The organism is Streptomyces sp. NPDC090106, from assembly GCF_044747265.1.
Taxonomy (GTDB): domain Bacteria; phylum Actinomycetota; class Actinomycetes; order Streptomycetales; family Streptomycetaceae; genus Streptomyces.
In genome coordinates this window covers 388,468-406,152 of the sequence record NZ_JBIVDS010000009.1, presented here as the reverse complement: position 1 = coordinate 406,152, position 17,685 = coordinate 388,468, and the positions used below count along the sequence as shown (strand labels likewise).

Below are 17,685 nucleotides of genomic sequence, written 5' to 3'. Positions count from 1 at the left end.
AGGGGTGCGGCGCCGGACGACCGGCTCAGAGCGGGATGTTGCCGTGCCGGCGCTCCGGCATCGGGGCGCGCTTGCCGCGCAGCGCGCGCAGGGCGCGCCGCACCTGGTCGCGGGTCTCGCGCGGGGCGATGACCGCGTCGACGTACCCGCGCTCGGCGGCGAGATAGGGGGTGCCGTGGGTGCGCTCGTACCCGGCGATCAGCCGGGCGCGCAGCTCCTCGGGGTCGTCGGCGGCGGCCAGTTCACGCCGGTGCAGCACCCCGACCGCGCCCTCGGCGCCCATGACGGCGATCCGGGCGGTCGGCCAGGCGAGGTTGACGTCCGCGCCCAGATGCTTGGACCCCATCACCGCGTACCCGCCCCCGTAGGCCTTGCGGACCACGACGGTGACCTTGGGGACGGTGGCCTCCGCGTACGCGTACAGCAGCTTGGCGCCGCGCCGGATGATCCCCGACCGCTCCTGGCGGACCCCCGACAGATAGCCGGGGACGTCGGCGAAGGTCAGCAGCGGGATGCCGAACGCGTCGCAGAACCGCACGAAGCGCGCCGCCTTCTCGGAGGCGTCGATGTCCAGGACCCCGGCCGCGCGCAGCGGCTGGTTGGCGACGACACCCACGGAACAGCCCTCGACGCGTGCCAGCGCGCAGATGATGTTCGGCGCGAACAGTTCCTGGATCTCCAGCAGTTCACCGTCGTCGACGACCGCGCACAGGATGTCGCGCATGTCGTAGGCCTGCCCGAGCCGGTCCGGCACGACCCGGTCGAGCGGTCCGCCGTCCGGTTCGGCGCCCGGCGGGGCGTACTCCGGCGGACGCTCCAGGTTGTTGCGGGGCAGATACGACAGCAGGTCACGGACCGTGTCGAGGGCCTCGTCCTCGTCTGCGGCGAGGAAGTGCGCGTTGCCGTTGACGGCGTTGCTGGTGCGGGCGCCGCCCAGCTCCTCGGCGCTGGTCTCCTCGCCGGTCACGGCCTTGATGACGTCGGGCCCGGTGACGAACATGTGCGAGGCCCCGTCGACCATCACGGTGAAGTCGGTGATGGCGGGGGAGTAGGCGGCACCGCCCGCGCACGGGCCCAGCACGACCGAGATCTGCGGGATCACCCCGGACGCCCGGACATTGCGCAGGACCAGCTCGGCGTAGAGCGCGAGCGAGGCGACGCCCTCCTGGATCCGGGCGCCGCCACCGTCGTTGAGCCCGACGACCGGGCAGCCGGTCCTCAGCGCGAGATCCATCAGCGCGATCGCCTTCTCGCCGAAGGCCTCGCCCATGCTGCCGCCGAAGACCGTGGAGTCCTGGGCGAAGACACACACCGGGCGGCCGTCGATCGTGCCGTACCCGGTGATCACCCCGTCGCCGTACGGCCGCCGGGCCTCGTCCGGGCCCGGCCTGGCGCGGACGAACCGCCCGGTCTCCGTGAACGAGCCCGCGTCCAGGAGCCGTTCGATCCGCTCCCGCGCGCCGAACTCGCCCCGTCGTCTCGGCCCGCCCGGCGCCGTCGCCAGCGCGCTGCGGGCGTCGAGGTCGGCGATGCGCTGTTCCGTGCGGCCGAACGCGGGGGGTGGGGCCTGCCGCGCTCTCGGTGTTGTCGCCTCGCGAGTCACTGCCACCTCCGAAGGGGCTTTCGAATATGGCAGTGGGGAACGTGAGGTCCGAGAGGTTCGCCCTTCTCTTTGCGGGAGTTGAGTCCTGAACGGACTCACTTCGTGCTGACGTGACAAGGGCGGCGCCACCAGCGCACGGCCCGGCCCCCGATGAGGCCTGGGTCACACAACGATGCAGGTCATCGCCGCCCACAGCAACGGCGAGTACGCGATGCCGCCGTCGGCACGCCAGCGGTCGAGCCGTTCACGCTGCCATCGGGCGAGCCGGGCGGCGGGGTCGTCGTCCTCATGGGCGGCGTCGACGGCGACGACCGCCTCCGACAGCGGACGCACGGTGTCCGGGAGGCCGGCCAGCCGGTGGAACGCGACGTTCGTCGGCAGGGCCCACCGGGTGGCGGTGACCAGGTCGGCACCGTTGTGCAGCATCGCGGTCGCGAGCCCGAACGACTCGGCGAACCGCAGATCGCCTCCGCTCTCGCACCCGATGAGGGCGACCCTCGGCGGCGCGGGCCAGATCGCCGCCCCCGGCTCCCCGTCCCCGCGCAGCGGCAGCGTGCCCAGCAGCAGATCCTTCGCCGACAGCGGCCGGTGCTCCCGGACCGGCTCGGCCAGTCCCGCGGTTCCCGGACCGCAGCACAGATGCAGGGTGCCGTCCTCGCTCTGCCCGCCCGCCACGGGCGCGCCGCTGACGTGCCCGACGTACAGCAGCCGGCGCGCCCCCGCGCGCAGGACCCGGCCGAGCCAGTCCCGGTCCAGGTCGGTGCGGCGGAACGCCTCCGCCGCAGCGCCGGGGGAGGGCTCCACGGCACCCGCGTCGAGACGCTCCCGGACGAGCGCGAGCAGGTCCGGGTCCGACCCCGGCCGGCCCAGGACCGACCCCAGCGGGGAGTCGGCGCGGAAACCGGGGACGCGCGGATCGAGCACGAGGACGACCGGGCCGGACCCCGCCGGTGTCTCCGGACGGGGTGCGGCCCGTCGCCGTCGCAACGACGTCGGCGCGGTGGTCACGACGTCCGCCAGATCCAGCAGCCGCGTGTCGGCGTCGTCGACGGCCAGCAGCTCCCACGGGACCTGAGCGGTGCGGGGCGACGGCTGGACACGGACGAGGGGACGGCCCGCCCGCTCCGCCACCTGCCGGATCTGCGCGGTCAGCCCCTGCGGCCACAACGCCTCGGCCAGGGCCCGCGCGAGCCGCCGCTCGGCGTCCCGGTCGGCCAGCGCACCCGACGCGAACACCCGCCGCATGCCCTCCGCGCCCTCGCCGGTGCCGGGCAGCGCGTCAGCCAACTCCGCGACGGCAGCGTCGACTTCGGCGGCGGGACCGAGTCCGGTGCCGAAGCCCCTGGCTCCGCCCGCCCACGTCCACGTCATGAACAGGTCGCCCGCGTCGGCGAGCCGGATCTGGACCACCGGGCGGGCCGTCAGCTCCTCGGTGTCCCAGAACGGCACCTCCTCCGCGTCCACGACGCGCCGCCCGTAGCGGAACTCCGCCGCCGCGATGTACTCCTGCAACGCGACCCGCCCCGACTCCGCCGACATCCGCACCTTCGGCGGCGGCGCCACCCGCAACCCGGCGGACACCGCCGCCTCGACGGCCACACCGCCGAGCGTCGACACCGCGTCCCCGCCCTCGCCCTCGCCGTACTCCTTCATGCCCGGATCGGGGAAGACCGGCCCCCGCTCCCCGGCGGGCCGAGGGCCGCCGAGCGCGAGCGCGGCGCCCGCGCAGCGGTGTTCCACCAGCTCGAACAGCAGCCCCTGGTCCTGGCGGCGCACCGCGAGCCGGAACGCCAATCTCATCGCGTCGTCGGCGAGTTCGAGCCACTGGGCGCGCGCGTGCGCGGTGACGAAGTCGTGGCGGGCCGCCGCCAGGGCGAGCGCCGCCGGGACGGCGAGGGACAACGCGGTGTCGACGGAGGCCCGTTCGTGCTCACCGTGGTCGGTCCGGATCAGATGGTCCTCAAGGGTGCGGGCGAGCAGCAGGTCGACCTGGGCGCACCGCTCGTGGATCGACCGCTCCTGGTAGACGTCCCGGGCCTCCTGCGCGAGACGCTTCATCTCCTCGATGTCGCCCCGCTCATAGGCGTACTGGGCGCCCAGCAGCCTGGTGTCGGCGGCGGCCACCGCCGCGCCCAGCCGTGAGAAGCGCTCCAGGCCGGACGCCATCAGCCCGCGGGCGCCCTCGGCGTCGCCGCGCAGGCTCGCGAGATGGCTGCGGGCCTGCTCGCAGGCGGCCAGATCACCGAACTGCCGCTGCCGTTCGAAGTGCGCGGACGCCTCGGCGAACAGCTCCTCGGCCGTGTCCAGTTCACCGCGTTCCAGGGCGAGGAAGGCACGGTGCCCGACCAGCGTCCGCAGCTCACCGGTGTCACCCAGGGCCCGGAACCCGTCCTCGGCCCGGGCGAAGAAGTCCTCGGACGCGTCGTACCGTCCGGTCGCGCAGCAGATCGACCCGAGCGCGGTCAGCAGCCGCGGAACGGTCTCCGCGGCGGTCTCCGGAGTGACGGACAGCAGCAGCGTGGCCTGTTCCTCGGCGGCGCCCCATTCACCCCGGGCGATCAGCAGGAGCACCCGGTTCAGCCCGAGTTCGGCGGCGCGCAGCCCATCGGGGTCGTCGAACTCGGGCAGCGTGGCCGCCGCCTCGTCGAGACAGGCCAGCGCCTCGTCCAGCCGGCCCGTGCCGCTCAGCACCGAGGACCCGGCGCTCTGCGTCCGCAGCAGGATCTCCAGCCACAGCTGGCGTCCCCGCGGCCCCATGGGCTCCGACGCGATGCTGTCGAGCAGCGCCCGGGACCGCTCGTTGGTGTCCTCCGCCGCCGGGAGATCGGACGCGCCGAGCAGCACGCTCGTGACGTCGGCCAGCAGATGCGCCCTGAGGAACCGCACGTCGGGGGAGTCCTCCAGGGACTCGGCCAGCGTCAGCAACTCGTCGTACACCGCGCACGCGGCCCCGAACTCCGCGGCCATGTGCAGCTCGTGCGCCCGCGCGAAACCCCCGTCGAACGGCTCCCCGTACAACTGCGGCGGCGTACTCGTCACGTCCGTCATGGATCAGTAGTCCTCACTGGTCGCGGCACAGAGCGTCTCGGCGAGAAACGGCCCCGACACGTCGTCGGCGTCACCGTCCGGCACGCTCCGCGCCGCCCGGTCCAGCCGGTGCCGTGCCAGCGCGCGGACCGCGTCCCGTGCGTCCCGCGCATCGGGACCGGGCCCTGGGTCGAACCCGGGGAGCAGGACGCCGACCTCGACGCGGGCCGGGGCCGCCAGGGCCGACGCGACGGGGCCGAGATCGGCGTCCGCGCCACCCGCCCACACGTCGTCCCGCCGGGCGAGCGGCACCCGGAGCGGGCCACCGCCGTTCACCCGCACCTCCGCGACCAGGGCAGCCCCGGCGGCGGGAGCCGCACCGTGAGCGAGGACCTCGACCTCGACCAGGCGCCGCGCGCCGACCGCACGCACGGTCCACGACACCGCGTGCTCGGCGGCGTCGACGTACCCCGGCGGACAGCGCCGCCAGTCGTTGACCCCCGCACCCCGGGCGATCACCCGGCCACCGGCACCCGGCGCCCCACCCGCCGCCAGGGCATACCCGTCCTGGGGAGCGAGGGACGCGAAGAGCGAGCCGGGGTCCGCCGCGGCGGGTCGGTCGCGACCGGCGTCGAGCGCCGACCGGAGTCGCCGCGCCGCGGCCCCGTCCAGCCCGGCGCAGTCCGCCGCGTCGTCGACGAGCCGCAGCACGGCGTCCAACCGGGCCGCCAGTGAGGTCGGTTGAGAGGGGTCGCGCCACCATGCGACCAGCGCGTCGAGCGCGGCCTCGTGCTCCTCGATCAACTCGGCCGCGCAGTCGTCGGGTTGATCGCCGAGGTCGTCGAACAGCTGCTGGCACCGATGGGTCAGCGCGGCCGTCTCCAGCCCGAGCACCCCGGGTCGCAGCACCGCGATGCCGTCCGGGAAGGACGCCGGCCACCACCGGGCCGCCCAGTGCGCGTACCCGAGCCGCCCGGCGGCACGCGCGAGCCCCGACGGCTCCGCCCCGACCGGCTCTCCCGTGGGCGCGGCCACCTCGGCCGCGACACGCTCGCCGTACACGGCCCACAGCCACTGCTGCGCCCGCCCCACGTCATGGATCTCCGCCACCGGCAGCCCCGGTTCACCGAGGACCGGCCAGCTCAGCACCGCACCCGCGACATCGAGCACCGCACGGGTGAAGTCCGGCCCCGCACCGGTCCCGGCCGCGACGGACCGGCCCCGAACGGGCCCGACCCGGACGGTGCCGTCATCGCCCCGCCCGACCCGGACGTCCTGCCCGGCGCCCGCCATCACGCGCTCCTCGGCTCGACGGGTTCCACGGCGGTCGTCACGGAGGCCGCCGACAGCGCGCGCAGCGCCGCCCTGACCTTCGCGCGGTGGTCCATCATCACCGAACGCGCGACCCCGTCCAGCACCGCCCAGGCCTCCGCGAGATCCGCCAACGGCGCCTGCCGCACGTCCCGTCCGTGCAGCCGCACCCACAACCGCCGCATGTAGGCCGCCCAGGGGCTGCGCAGATCCCGGGCCAGTGCCTCCAGGGCGCCGCCGTCCGGATCGGGTTCGGCGGAGACGGTCATCCGGCGGGCCCGCAGCACCGAAGCCTCGCGCCGCCAGCGGCTGTTGACGGCCCGGTGCGCCGCCGTGCTCCCCGGCGCGGACAGGCCCGTGCCCAGCGGATCGAGGCCCACCGCGAGCCGCCCGCCGAGCACGACGGCGACGCGCAGGCTCTCGTCGTCCAGCCCGAGCGGGGCACAACTGCGCCCGACCTCCCGCGCGACCAGCTCCGGCACTCCCGGCAGGTCCGCGCGCCGCGCCGCCGACTGGAGCACCACGAAGAGGCGCTCGAAGAGGGTGCGGTCCAGCGGCGCGGGCAGCGTGGCCGTCGAGGCGCCCCGTCCGACCTCGGGCCGCGCGGGCACCCGGTGCGCGGTCAGCCCCAGATGCGCCGGTGGCACGTCCTCGTGCGGAACCTCTGCCGGGTGCGCCCACAGGGCCCGGCCGAACAGCGCCCCGTGGCCCGCCTCGACCATCGAGGCGAACACCTGTGAGTCGCCCGGCGCCCCGCACGCGTCGAGGGCCTCGTCCGCGAGCGCGCCCCCCGGGGCCACACCTTCGGGGGCGACGCGGCGGGCTGCCCAGGCCGCCGCCAACTCGGCGTCCAGCAAAGCGCGTCGGCCCGTGTCGGCGAGGTGGCCCCTGAGCGCGTCGACCGTCCGCCCGCCGTCCGCGTCGGCGATCTCCTCCACCACCGTCCGGGCGACCGCCTCCGCCCCGGCCCCCGAAGGAGCCCCGTGCTCGGTGGCCAGCTCGAAACAGCGCTGGAAGTACAGGTCCTGGGGGTGCCCCGCGACGACCCCCGACGCCCGGCGCGCCTTCTTCACCAGCGTGAACCAGCCCGCCGTCGCCGCCAGTCGTGGACCGGACTCCCCGATCAGCTCCTCCAACCGCGCGGCCTGCTCGGGCCCGAGGAAGTCACCGGCGAGTTCGGGACGCAGCGCGGGCCGCACGATCAACGGCAGCACGATCAGCTTCACACTGCGCGTCAACGGCGCCCCGCCGGGCCCGCTCAACGGTTCCAGGCCGGGCCCGAGCCCTCGCCAGGCACGGTCGATGACCTGGGCACGGGACCAGGACGCGGCGGTCGGCTGACGCGGGGGCGGCATGCGGGGAGCGTACGTCCTCACCGAACAGGCGGGCGAACCTGGGATCGGTAGACGCACCGCCCCGCCTAACGTCCCCCTCACGCACCGCAACGGCTCACCACAAGGAGAAGCGGTCATGGGAATCTTCGGGAAGCGTGGCGCGAGCCGCGAGGAGCGCGCCGCCGAGATCGCCGACAAGGTCGCGAGCGGCAAGGGCTTCTACGGCCGTGCCACCCGCGCCGTCCTCGGCCGGGAGGACTTCGCCTCCGTCCAGCAGGCCGTCGGGGCGTACCGGTCGGTCCAGGAGGTGCAGCGGCTGCTGGCCGCGGGGGCGCCGACCGTGCCCGCCGTCGTGGTGTCCCTCGCCGACACCGGTCAGCTCGTCAACCACGACCCGGTCGTCGACCTGCTCCTCCAGACGCCCGGCTCGCCCGCCCCGATCACCGTCAGGACGGTCGTGTCCAAGCTGCGGATCCCCCGCCCCGGCGACCAGGTGGCCCTGACCCCCGACCCCGCGCACCCGGGCGGCTACCTCTATGCGGGCGACGGCGTCACCCCGTGACACCGGCAGCGCGGCCCGGCCCCCTGTGACGCCCGGCCCGTTCCGCCGAACCGTCCGACCACGACCGAGAGCCCGGTGAGGAGAGGGAGATGCGCAGCCACGCCAGCGTTTTCATCGGCCAGTTCCTGTTCGCGACCGTCTGTCTCGGCGTGGGGCCGGTCTTCCTCCTCCTGGGGGCCGCGGCCTGGCAGGGAGGCGAGGACTGGGGACCCGCGGTGACCGTGGCCGGTGCGGCCGTCACCGCCATGATCCCGGTCGTGGCCGTCCGCGCGACCCGGCAGATCCACTGCCGGATCACGCGCCGGGACCGGCTGAAGGACACGGGGTACGGCCCGTACGCCGACGACACCTTCGTGATGCGGGCGCCGAGTTCCGCACCGGGACCGGCGAGCGCCCGACTCGCCCGGGCGGACGTCCTGGCGGCGTCGCTCGTCCGGTACAACCCTGACGGGGAGGCGACGTTCACGACCCACTACGGCGACTACGCCCCCGACGAGTTCACCCCGGTCATCAGGATGACCCTGCGGGTCCGCATGACCGACAGCGGCGAAGTGCCGCGGGAGGAAGCCGACTTCGAGGTCACGGACGAGTGGCGGGTACCGTCCCTCTGCCTGTCGGCGGTCACCGCGGGACGGTTGGCGGTCCTCGTCGATCCGGCCCGACCCGAGGGCAGGGTCGCCGTCATGTGGCCGCGCAGCACCCTGCTCGCGGGCACCCGCACCTGCCGGATCGTCGACCTCGAAGGCCGCGTGACCGACGTGACCCGCCGCACCGGCCGACAGCTCGCTCAGATGCGGATCTCCCGGGACGTCGGAGGCGTCGCGCTGACGGGGGACACCATCGACCTGCGACGCCTCGCTCCGGACACGGCCGCCCGCTACAGCGCCCTGGCCGACCTCGCCCGCACCCGTCCCGAGGACAGGGCACCGGTGACCGAACCCGGCGAGGAGGCCCGTCTCCTGGTGGACGAACTCCCCGGCGAGCGGGGCGGCTTCGGGCAGGTCGGCCGAGGCTGGTCGCGCCGGGGCGGGCAGTTGGCGCGGGGCCGGTTCCTGGAGATGCGCGGCCGGACCACGTTCCAGGACCACGGCCCCGTCCTCGACACGGTCGTGCGTGTCCGCCCGGTGGACGGCACCGGCCCGTTCGACGCGGCCCGGCGGCTGACGGTACCGATGAACTACCTGGCCGTCCTGAACCACACCAGGGACGTGATCCTCCGCGTCACCCCGAACGGCCGGGCCTACGACATCGACTGGAGCCGCACCAACCTCCTCGCGGGCGTCACCACGGCCACCGTCATCACCCCCGACGGCCACGCGATCGCCCTGCCCCGCCGCTCCGACGCCCTGTGGCCGCTGATGAACCTCCTGGCGTACCACGCCGTGTCGAACCCGTCGCCCGTCCTCGACCTCCGCGGACGGCGGGCCCGGCCGGTGGCCGCGGAGGTACTGGACGTGCTGCGCTCAAGGGGCCTGACCCCTGGGCACCGTCCGGCCTAGGCGGTGCGGCGACCCGACGAACGGGAGGCGTTGCCCGAGGCCGCGCGGCCCGTCGTACCGGCCGCGGACTGACGGCCGGAGTTCCGCCCGCCCGTCGCACCGGTGGCGGTCTTGGCCGCGCCGGAGCCGGTGCGGCGGCCGGTGGCGCGCCCGCCGGCCGCGGTGCCGCCGCCGGTGGCCTTCGCCGCGCCGCCGGAGCGACGCGCCGAGCCCTGGCTGCCCGGCCTGGACTCGCCACGGGCGGCGCCCCTCGGCTCACCGCCGGCCGTCGCCGTCCTGGCCTCGCCGTCCCCGCCGCCGCGGCGCCGGGAGCCGGAGCGCCTGCTGGGCCGGGAGCCCGCCCCGCGGCCCTGCCGGGACTCGGCGGGAGCCGCCGGCTGGGGCACCTCGATGGTGACGGCCACGCCGGACGGCTCGCGCGCACCGGTGATGGTCGCCAGCTCCGTGTCGCTGGAGGTCACCCGGGCCGTACGGGGGCGGATGCCCGCGTCCGACATGAGACGGGTGACGTCCCGCTTCTGTTCGGGCAGCACGAGCGTGACGACGCTGCCGGAGCCACCGGCACGGGCCGTGCGGCCACCGCGGTGCAGGTAGTCCTTGTGGTCGGTGGGCGGATCGACGTTCACCACGAGGTCGAGGTCGTCGACGTGGATGCCGCGGGCCGCCACGTTCGTCGCCACCAGCGCGGTGACCTGGCCGTTCTTGAACTGCTCCAGGGTGCGATTGCGCTGCGGCTGCGAGCGGCCACCGTGCAGGGCCGCCGCGCGGACCCCGACGGACAGGAGCCGCTTGGTGAGCCGGTCGGCGGACCGCTTGGTGTCGAGGAAGAGGATGACACGGCCGTCGCGGGCGGCGATCCGCGTGGTGACGGCCTTCTTGTCGGTCTCGTCCTGGAGGTGGAGCACATGGTGCTCCATGGTGGTCACGGCACCCGCGGACGGGTCCACTGAGTGCACCACCGGGTCGGTCAGGAACCGCTGCACCAGCCGGTCGATGTTGTGGTCCAGGGTCGCCGAGAAGAGCATGCGCTGACCGTCCGCACGCACCTGCTGGATCACCTTGGTGATCTGCGGCAGGAAGCCCATGTCGGTCATCTGGTCGGCCTCGTCGAGCACCGTGATGCGCACGTCGCCGAGGACGCAGTCCCCACGTTCCACCAGGTCGTTGAGCCTGCCGGGGGTCGCCACGAGCACCTCGGCGCCGCGCCGCAGCGCACTGGCCTGCTTGGTGATGGACAGCCCGCCGACGACGGTGGTCAGCCGGAGGTTGACGGCGGTCGCGTACGGGGTGAGCGCGTCCGTCACCTGCTGGGCGAGTTCACGCGTGGGCACCAGCACCAGGGCCAGCGGCGCCTTCGGCTGCGCGCGCAGCCCGGCCGTGCGGGCCAGCAGCGCCAGACCGAACGCCAGCGTCTTGCCGGAGCCGGTGCGGCCCCGGCCGAGCAGGTCGCGTCCGGCGAGCGAGTTGGGCAGCGTGGCGGCCTGGATGGGGAAGGGGTCGGTGACACCCTGCGCGGTGAGGGTCTTCAGCAATCCCGCGGGCATGTCCAGATCGGCGAATTTCTCGACGGCGGGAAGTGCGGGGGTCGTATTCTCCGGCAGCCGGAATTCCCGCGGCTTCGACGCGGTCGGTGGCGGTGCCGAGGCGCGCCGGTTCGTTCTCTGGGGCCTGCGGGACATGCGGTGATCTGCCTTCCTGGAAACAGCACAAACCGGGGTCCACACCATGACGGTGCGGACCCCGGTGAGCGGATACGCGTCCGGTGATCAGGCGGGGACGATGTTCTCCGCCTGGGGACCCTTCTGGCCCTGCGTGACGTCGAAGGAGACCCGCTGGCCCTCCTGCAGCTCACGGAAGCCCTGGGTCGCGATGTTCGAGTAGTGGGCGAACACGTCCGGACCGCCACCGTCCTGCTCGATGAAACCGAAACCCTTTTCAGAGTTGAACCACTTGACGGTTCCCTGTGCCATGACTTTCTCCTTCTGTAGGCAGAGGCCCCATCCGGAGATGCCGGAAAACAAATAATGCGCCCGATGGATAAACATTCCCGTCAGGCGCACATAGGTTCATGGGTACCACAACTGCAACGAGTAAACCGTAGCACAACGAGGCCGTCCGTGCCTGGTGGGAGGGGGCATCGGGGCCCGCGCGGCGAGGTCGTACATGTGCTCGACGATCCGAGTGTCGGGGAAAGCCCGGATTTGAGTGCTGTCACGGATGGTTCCGCAGGTGGCGGCCGTGTGAGGTTGAGGGGACGCCGATCGAGACATCGACGACGACAGGAGAACGCGTATCCATCCCCGTGACCCGAACCATCCCCGGGAGCCATCCCGAGCCCCCGTCCGGCCGAAGGCGGTGACCTGTGGGACACGCTGACACGTTGCTGGCCATGGGCGGCGCCTTCCTGGCCGCCGCCTTCCTCGCCCGTCTCGGCGGGCGGATCGGGCTGCCGACCATCCCCCTGTTCATGCTGGCCGGCATCCTGCTGGGCCCGCACACGCCCGGCATCGTGCTGGTCCAGGACGCGCACGACTTCGAGATGCTCTCCGCGCTGGGCCTGGTGCTGCTCCTCTTCTATCTCGGCCTGGAGTTCCATCTCGACGATCTCAGGAGCGGCGGCAGGCGGCTGCTGGCCGCCGGTGGCATCTACCTCGTGCTCAACGTCGGCGCGGGCCTCGGCTTCGGCTTCGCCCTGGGCTGGGGCGTCCGGGAGGCGCTGGTCCTGGCCGGAGTGCTGGGCATCTCCTCGTCCGCGATCGTCACCAAGATCCTCATCGACCTCGGTCGCATCGGACGGCCCGAGACACGGCTGATCCTCGGCGTGATCGTGGTGGAGGACATCTTCCTCGCCCTGTATCTCGCGGCGCTGCAACCGGTCATCGGCGGCGCGCAGGGCATCGGGGACGTCCTCTGGCAGGCGGGCAAGGCCTTCGGCTTCCTGCTGGTCCTGGCTGCCGCGGCCCGGTACGGCACCCGGCTCGTGGGCCGGCTGATCGCGGTCCGCGACAACGAACTCCTCGTGATCAGCTTCCTCGGTGCCGCCGTGCTCGTCGCGGGTGTCTCCGAGGTCCTGGGCGTGGCGGACGCCATCGGCGCCTTCATGGTCGGTCTGATCCTCGCCGGAACCCCCTCCGGACCGCGCATCCGCCGTCTCGTGCATCCGCTGCGGGACGCGTTCGCGGCCATCTTCTTCTTCGCCTTCGGCCTCGGCATCGACCCCTCGGTCGTGGCCGGAGTCGCCGGACCTGTGGCCGCCGCGGCGGCGGTGACCGTCGTCATGAACGTCATCGCCGGACTCCTCGTCGCCCGCCTCTACCGCTACGGCGTCGAACGGGCCGCCGAGATCGCCACCACGCTCGTCGCGCGCGGCGAGTTCGCCCTGATCCTGGCCGCCATGGCGACCAGCGCCGGACTCGACAGCCGGCTCGGGCCCTTCATCGCCGGATACGTCCTCGTCCTCGCCGTCCTCGGCCCGCTGGTGGCGGCCCGCGCCGACCTGCTGGCCCGTGCGCTGGAGTCCGTCAGGTCGCTGCTGCCCGGCAGGACGGCGACGGTGCCGGACGTGCCGGACGTGCCGGACGTGGCCGTCGAACCGGGCGAACCCGAACGCCCGGCGGCGCAACCGGCACCGTCCGCCCGCTAGGCCCGTGTCCGGACAGTCCCGGGTGGCCCGCGGCGCCCGGTAGGCACTCTCGCGGCACCCGGCGACAGCCCCAGTGCGCCCGGCAGGCCGGGAGCGCGCACCGGACGCCGCAGGGCCCGCCTTCCCGGTGGGTGACGGATCTGTGCGGGCACGCCCCGGGCGCAGCCCGCGTCAACCGGCCCGGTCGGGGATGGTCAGCCGTACTTCGGTGCCCCCGTCCGGGCCCGCGCCCAGGGAGAGCTCGGCGCCGATGAGCAGCGCGCGCTCACGCATGCCGAGGATGCCGGCTCCCTCGGGCGCGTCGCCCACGCCCTGCCCGTCGTCCCGGACGCGCAGCTCGACCCCGTCCGGGACGCGGCGCAGGACGAGCTCGGCGCGGCAGGCCGTCGAGTGCCGCACCGTGTTGGTCAGCCCTTCCTGGGCGACGCGGTACACCACCAGCTCGGCGGCCTGGCCCAGCGCCGGCAGGTCCGTGTCGACGCGGTGCCGGACGGCCAGACCCGGCTTGGCGAACTCGTCGGTGAGCGCCCGGAGCGCCTTGGTCAGGCCCAGCTCGTCCAGGACGCCGGGGCGCAGACGGCGCGCGATGTGCCGGATCTCGTCCAGGCTGCCCCGCGTCGTCTCCTGCACCTGCCGCAGCCCGTCGCGCACGTCCTCCGGCGCCCGGTCGGCGAGCCGCTTCAGTTCGAGGAGCACGGCGGTGAGCGTCTGTCCCACCTCGTCGTGCAACTCCCGCGCGATACGCCGCCGTTCGGCCTCCTGCGCGGACAGCGCGCGGGCGCTGCTGGTGGCCCGCTCGTCCTCCAGCCGGTCCAGCATCGCGTTGTAGGCGGAGATCAGCTCGGCGACCTCACCGCGCCCGTCGACCATGAGCCGACGCCCGGGCCGGAGCAGGTCGGTGGTGGTCATGGCACGGGTCAGCCGTTGCAGCGGAGTCAGACCGACGCGCAGCAGGACGGCGTTGGCGACGAGCATGGCGCCGAGGCCTCCGGCGAGGACCGCCGCCTCGGTGAGCAGCACCGGAGTCGACACCGTGACCGGGCCCAGCAGCAGCGCCGTGGCCGCGACCAGGACGACGGCGTTCAGCAGAAAGATGCGCCAGAACAGCGGCACCGCACCATGCCTCCTCGACGTGGGCCTCCGCGCCCACGCCCAAGTCCCGGGGCGCCGCGCGGCCTCCTTCCGTCAGGGTGCCCAGTGCGGTGACGTACTGCCATCCGTGACACCACCCATCCCGGCCGCCGGGGCCGCCCGTCGGCGCGAAGGATGCGTGCCGCACCCCATGGCACAACCGGTGCCGCTCCGGTGACGCTGGAGACCGGACCGCCGGCGCGGGGTGTCGAACCGGCCCGGCCCACTCGACCCGGCCCCGCCCGCCCGGCGCACTGACCGAAGGAGATGCCATGGCCCGCTTCGAGGATCAGCGTTTGGTCGCGCTCGCCGCCCGCTACGAGCGCGACGACCCGGGATTCGCCCACGCGATGAGCACCGGCGTCCCACGTCGCCGCCGTGCGGTCAGGCGCGTGGCGATGTGGTGGGTGCTGGCCGTCTCCCTCGCCGTGTTCGGCATCGGAGTGCTGGTGCCGAGCGGCCTGTTGATCGCCGCGGGCCTGGTGTTCGCGGGCGTCGCGGCCCAACTCCTCGATCCCCACCGGGACCGGGGCAGGACCGCGGCCCCCGACACCTGACCGCCGGTCGCCTAGACGGTGTTCTGGCCCGTGAGCCGCCGGGCAGCGGCGGGCCAGAACACTTCCACGTCGATGCCGCGGCTGCGCGCGTAGGCCACCAAGTGGGCCGTGGCGTCACGGCCGTTGGACGGCGAACCGTCCCACACCGCCAGCAGGCGGCGGCAGGTGCGCAGCAGACTCTCGTCGGCGCCCACGCACGCGTCCCGGTCGTTCTGGTCGTACTCCAGGAGCCGCACCTGTTCCGACAGGAGCAGCAACTCCCCGGCGGCCTTGCGGTCCTGGGGGTCCAGGACCGTCGGCATGCCGTTCATCGACGGCAGAGCGGTCACCAGGGCCAGCCCGGCGGCCCGCGCCGCGCGGCCGAACGCCAGGGGCAGGCCCTGCCCGGCCCGCACCAGCCCGGCCCTGCCCGCCTTGGTGAGGTCCGACAGGCGTCGGCGCAGCTCCTCCTCCAGCATCGCGAGCGTGGGTGCGGTGAGATCGGGATGTCCCACGACAACGATCACTTCCGGAGGCCTCTCCACACGGACCCGGGTCGGCCGAGGGACGTCTCGGCCGGCTCCGACGGCGACAGCGTATCCACCGGGCGCTGTCACGACGAGGGCGGCTCCGCAGGGGCGTGCGGTCCGCCCACGTCATGCTCCGCAGGATCGTCCCGGCCCACCGGAAGTCCCAGGGGCCGCCCGGGCCGAAGAGGGGGCCGAACGGCCCCTGGCGGGAGGCGCGGTCACCGCGTACGCGCGCAGTCGTCCACCAGGGCGCAGAGCGCGCGCACGAGATTCGCGTAGCCCGCGGGGTCCGTGTCGAGTCTCATGTGGGGCGCGTCACGGAGCCACCGCGGCCACAGTCCGCCCGGCTCCAGGAACGCCGCCGCCCGGTCGCCGGGAAGCTTCTCGTCGACGACGAGCAGCGCGCCCATGGCCACGCTCTGGTCATGGGCGAGGTCGGGGCGGCGCAGGTAGCGCTCCAGGTAGGCGGCCAGCAGGTCGGCGTCCCGTGCCGTCCCGAACCCGGCCAGGGTCATGCAGTAGGCGAGCCCCACACAGCAGACCTCACTGGCCAGCAACAACTCCCCGATGCGCTCGCGGAATGCCGTGCGGCGCGAGACGGCCACGAGCCAGGTCGCCGTCCTGCGCTCGCGCCACCCGCCCTCCAAGAGCGTGCCGATCTCGTCCGCCGTGACGACGTCCGCGTCCTCGCGCAGATCGCGCAGGAACCGGGCGTGGTCGCCTTCGGGGCCCCGGGGGTGCAGCAAGCCACCCCCGAGCTTCAGATAGCGCCGCTCGGGGGTGACATAACGCTGGACGAGGGCCAGGAGTCCGGCGTCCTCGCGGGGGTCGCGGATCATGGGGCCGATTCTGCCCCGGTGGTGCGGGAACGTTCCGCCTCTTTTTCCCCGGGCCCGGGCCCGGAGCCGGTGGCGATCCCGTGACCCGCCCCGTGACCCCGCCCAGGACGCGTCCCGCTCACGGCTCAGCCGGTGATGTCGACCTTGCCGTTCGCGACGGGCGGCTCGGTGCGCGGCGCCGGGGTGCGCGTGGTGATGCCCTTGAGCAGCTCGGTGAGGTCGACCCCGGTGGTGGAGCCGAGGAGTTCGAGACCCTGGGCGACGTTGTCGGCCACGGCACGCGGGATACGGCCCGCGCCGTCCGTCGAGATCACCGTCATCTTCTCCACGGCGCTCAGCGGCTCGGACGCCTTCGCGACGACCTGCGGCAGCACCTCGACGAGCATCTGGAGCACGGCCGCGTCGCCGTACTGCCCGAACGCGTCGGCCTTCTTGCGCATGGCCTCCGCCTCGGCCGCACCCGTGGCGCCGATCGCCGACGCCTCGGCCTCGCCCTCCAGCCGCACCGCCTCGGCGATCGCCGCACGCCGGGCCCGCTCCGCCTCACCCTGCTTGAGGCCCTCGATGGCCTCCGCCTCGGCCAGCGCGCTGCGGCGCTGCTTCTCGCCCTCACCGGTCAGACGCGCCCGCTCCGCCTCGGCCTGGGCCGCCGCGATCGCGGCCAGCCGCTCGGCCTCGGCCTGCTTGACCCGGGCGACCCGCTTCGCCTCGGCCTCCTGCTCGGCGGCGTACCGCTGGGCGTCGGCCGGCTTGCGGACCTGGGTGTCGAGCTGGCGGTCGGTCAGGGCGGCCTGCCGTGCGGCGACCTTCTCCTGCTCGGCGAGGATGTCCTGCTGCCGTGCCGCCTCCGCGAGCGGACCCGCGGCGGCGGCGCGGGCCTGCGCCTCGTCGGTCTCCGCCTTGATCTCGGCCTGCTTGAGGTAGAAGGTCCGCTGCGCGACGGCGATCTCCTCCTCCGCCTTCAGCCGCGCCTGCTCGGCGGCCCGCCGGGCCACGGCCTCCGCGATGTCGGCCTCCTGCTTGGCGCGCGCCGCCTCGGGACGCCCGAGGTCCTCCAGGTAGGAGCCCTCGGTGGTGATGTCCTGGATCTGGAAGGCGTCCAGGACCAGGCCCTGCCCGGACAGGCTCGCCTCCGCCTCCTCGGCGACCTGCGAGGCGAACGCCGCCCGGTCGCGGATGACGTCCTCCACCGACATACGGCCGACGATGGCCCGCAGCGCGCCCGACAGCACCTCCTGGGTGAAGCCGACGATGCCGTCCTGCTGCATCAGGAACCGCTGCGCCGCCGCCCGGATCGAATCCTCCGTGCCGCCGACCTTGACGATGGCGACGCCGTCCAGGTTGGCCTTGACGCCGCGCAGGGTGACCGCGCCGCGCACGGCCACCGGGATGTGCCGGGAGGAGAGGTCCAGGGTGAACTTCTGCTGCACGAACGGGACGACGAAGACCCCGCCGCCCACCACGACCTTCTGGCCGCTGTTGTCGGTGAAGACCCGTCCGGTCTCCGGGTCGGTGGCCTTCTTGCCGCGCCGGCCGGTGACGATGAACGCCTCGCTCGGCCCGGCCACCTTGTAGCGCGTGATGACGACGAGTGCCAGCAGCACCAGGAGCACGACGGCTCCCACCACTGCGACGACGACTGAACTCATGGCACATGCCCCCCGAAATGA

The 17,685-nt window shown here is 74.0% G+C and carries 14 protein-coding genes; 4 read left to right on the top strand and 10 right to left on the bottom strand.

The annotated features are described in order from the left end of the window. Window positions 1-25: 25 nt before the first annotated feature. From ACIPSE_RS29170 to ACIPSE_RS29155, 4 genes are all read right to left on the bottom strand, one after another. Window positions 26-1,603: an acyl-CoA carboxylase subunit beta gene (locus ACIPSE_RS29170; protein WP_401668297.1), complete on the bottom strand. Its 1,578-nt coding sequence runs from the start codon at window positions 1,601-1,603 to the stop codon at window positions 26-28. A 162-nt stretch (window positions 1,604-1,765) separates the two neighbouring features. Next, the gene (locus ACIPSE_RS29165) at window positions 1,766-4,651 is read right to left on the bottom strand and encodes a hypothetical protein (RefSeq protein ID WP_401668030.1); all 2,886 of its coding nucleotides are present in this window, start codon (window positions 4,649-4,651) and stop codon (window positions 1,766-1,768) included. 3 nt (window positions 4,652-4,654) lie between these two features. Next, window positions 4,655-5,923 (bottom strand): hypothetical protein, encoded by a 1,269-nt coding sequence (locus ACIPSE_RS29160; RefSeq protein WP_401668028.1) that lies wholly within the window; start codon window positions 5,921-5,923, stop codon window positions 4,655-4,657. Beyond that, window positions 5,923-7,296 (bottom strand): hypothetical protein, encoded by a 1,374-nt coding sequence (locus ACIPSE_RS29155; protein ID WP_401668026.1) that lies wholly within the window; start codon window positions 7,294-7,296, stop codon window positions 5,923-5,925. The genes ACIPSE_RS29160 and ACIPSE_RS29155 overlap by 1 nt, the downstream gene beginning before the upstream one ends. 115 nt (window positions 7,297-7,411) lie before the next feature. On the opposite strand from ACIPSE_RS29155, the gene ACIPSE_RS29150 reads away from it, so the two are divergent. Both ACIPSE_RS29150 and ACIPSE_RS29145 read left to right on the top strand, forming a co-directional pair. Continuing rightward, window positions 7,412-7,837 carry a hypothetical protein gene (locus ACIPSE_RS29150; RefSeq protein ID WP_401668024.1) on the top strand — a complete coding sequence of 142 codons (426 nt, stop codon included), beginning with the start codon at window positions 7,412-7,414 and terminating at the stop codon, window positions 7,835-7,837. Between the two features lie 89 nt (window positions 7,838-7,926). Next, a complete protein-coding gene (locus tag ACIPSE_RS29145; RefSeq protein WP_401668022.1) occupies window positions 7,927-9,336 on the top strand; it encodes a hypothetical protein in 1,410 nt (469 codons plus the stop codon). On the opposite strand, the gene ACIPSE_RS29140 is transcribed toward ACIPSE_RS29145, so the two are convergent. Then, window positions 9,333-11,015: a DEAD/DEAH box helicase gene (locus tag ACIPSE_RS29140; protein ID WP_401668019.1), complete on the bottom strand. Its 1,683-nt coding sequence runs from the start codon at window positions 11,013-11,015 to the stop codon at window positions 9,333-9,335. The two genes, ACIPSE_RS29145 and ACIPSE_RS29140, sit on opposite strands and share 4 nt — an antisense overlap. Window positions 11,016-11,102: 87 nt before the next feature. Beyond that, window positions 11,103-11,306, bottom strand: a complete 204-nt coding sequence (locus tag ACIPSE_RS29135; RefSeq protein WP_007502648.1) for a cold-shock protein — start codon at window positions 11,304-11,306, stop codon at window positions 11,103-11,105. Window positions 11,307-11,698: 392 nt separating this feature from the next. Between ACIPSE_RS29135 and ACIPSE_RS29130 the strand changes: the two genes are divergently transcribed. Further along, window positions 11,699-12,979 (top strand): cation:proton antiporter, encoded by a 1,281-nt coding sequence (locus ACIPSE_RS29130; protein ID WP_401668016.1) that lies wholly within the window; start codon window positions 11,699-11,701, stop codon window positions 12,977-12,979. 171 nt (window positions 12,980-13,150) lie between these two features. Here ACIPSE_RS29130 and ACIPSE_RS29125 read toward each other — a convergent pair whose 3' ends face one another. Beyond that, window positions 13,151-14,092, bottom strand: a complete 942-nt coding sequence (locus ACIPSE_RS29125) for a HAMP domain-containing sensor histidine kinase (protein ID WP_401668014.1) — start codon at window positions 14,090-14,092, stop codon at window positions 13,151-13,153. A gap of 290 nt (window positions 14,093-14,382) precedes the next feature. Between ACIPSE_RS29125 and ACIPSE_RS29120 the strand changes: the two genes are divergently transcribed. Then, window positions 14,383-14,667 (top strand): DUF3040 domain-containing protein, encoded by a 285-nt coding sequence (locus ACIPSE_RS29120; RefSeq protein WP_401668011.1) that lies wholly within the window; start codon window positions 14,383-14,385, stop codon window positions 14,665-14,667. 11 nt (window positions 14,668-14,678) lie between these two features. Here the strand turns inward: ACIPSE_RS29120 and ACIPSE_RS29115 are convergent, their stop codons facing one another. From ACIPSE_RS29115 to ACIPSE_RS29105, 3 genes are all read right to left on the bottom strand, one after another. Further along, window positions 14,679-15,173 carry a hypothetical protein gene (locus tag ACIPSE_RS29115; protein WP_401668008.1) on the bottom strand — a complete coding sequence of 165 codons (495 nt, stop codon included), beginning with the start codon at window positions 15,171-15,173 and terminating at the stop codon, window positions 14,679-14,681. A 221-nt stretch (window positions 15,174-15,394) separates the two neighbouring features. Next, on the bottom strand, window positions 15,395-16,015 hold the full coding sequence (locus ACIPSE_RS29110; RefSeq protein WP_401668006.1) for a DUF6000 family protein: 621 nt from the start codon (window positions 16,013-16,015) through the stop codon (window positions 15,395-15,397). A gap of 125 nt (window positions 16,016-16,140) precedes the next feature. After that, window positions 16,141-17,664, bottom strand: a complete 1,524-nt coding sequence (locus tag ACIPSE_RS29105) for a flotillin family protein (RefSeq protein ID WP_401668004.1) — start codon at window positions 17,662-17,664, stop codon at window positions 16,141-16,143. Between the last annotated feature and the right edge of the window lie 21 nt (window positions 17,665-17,685).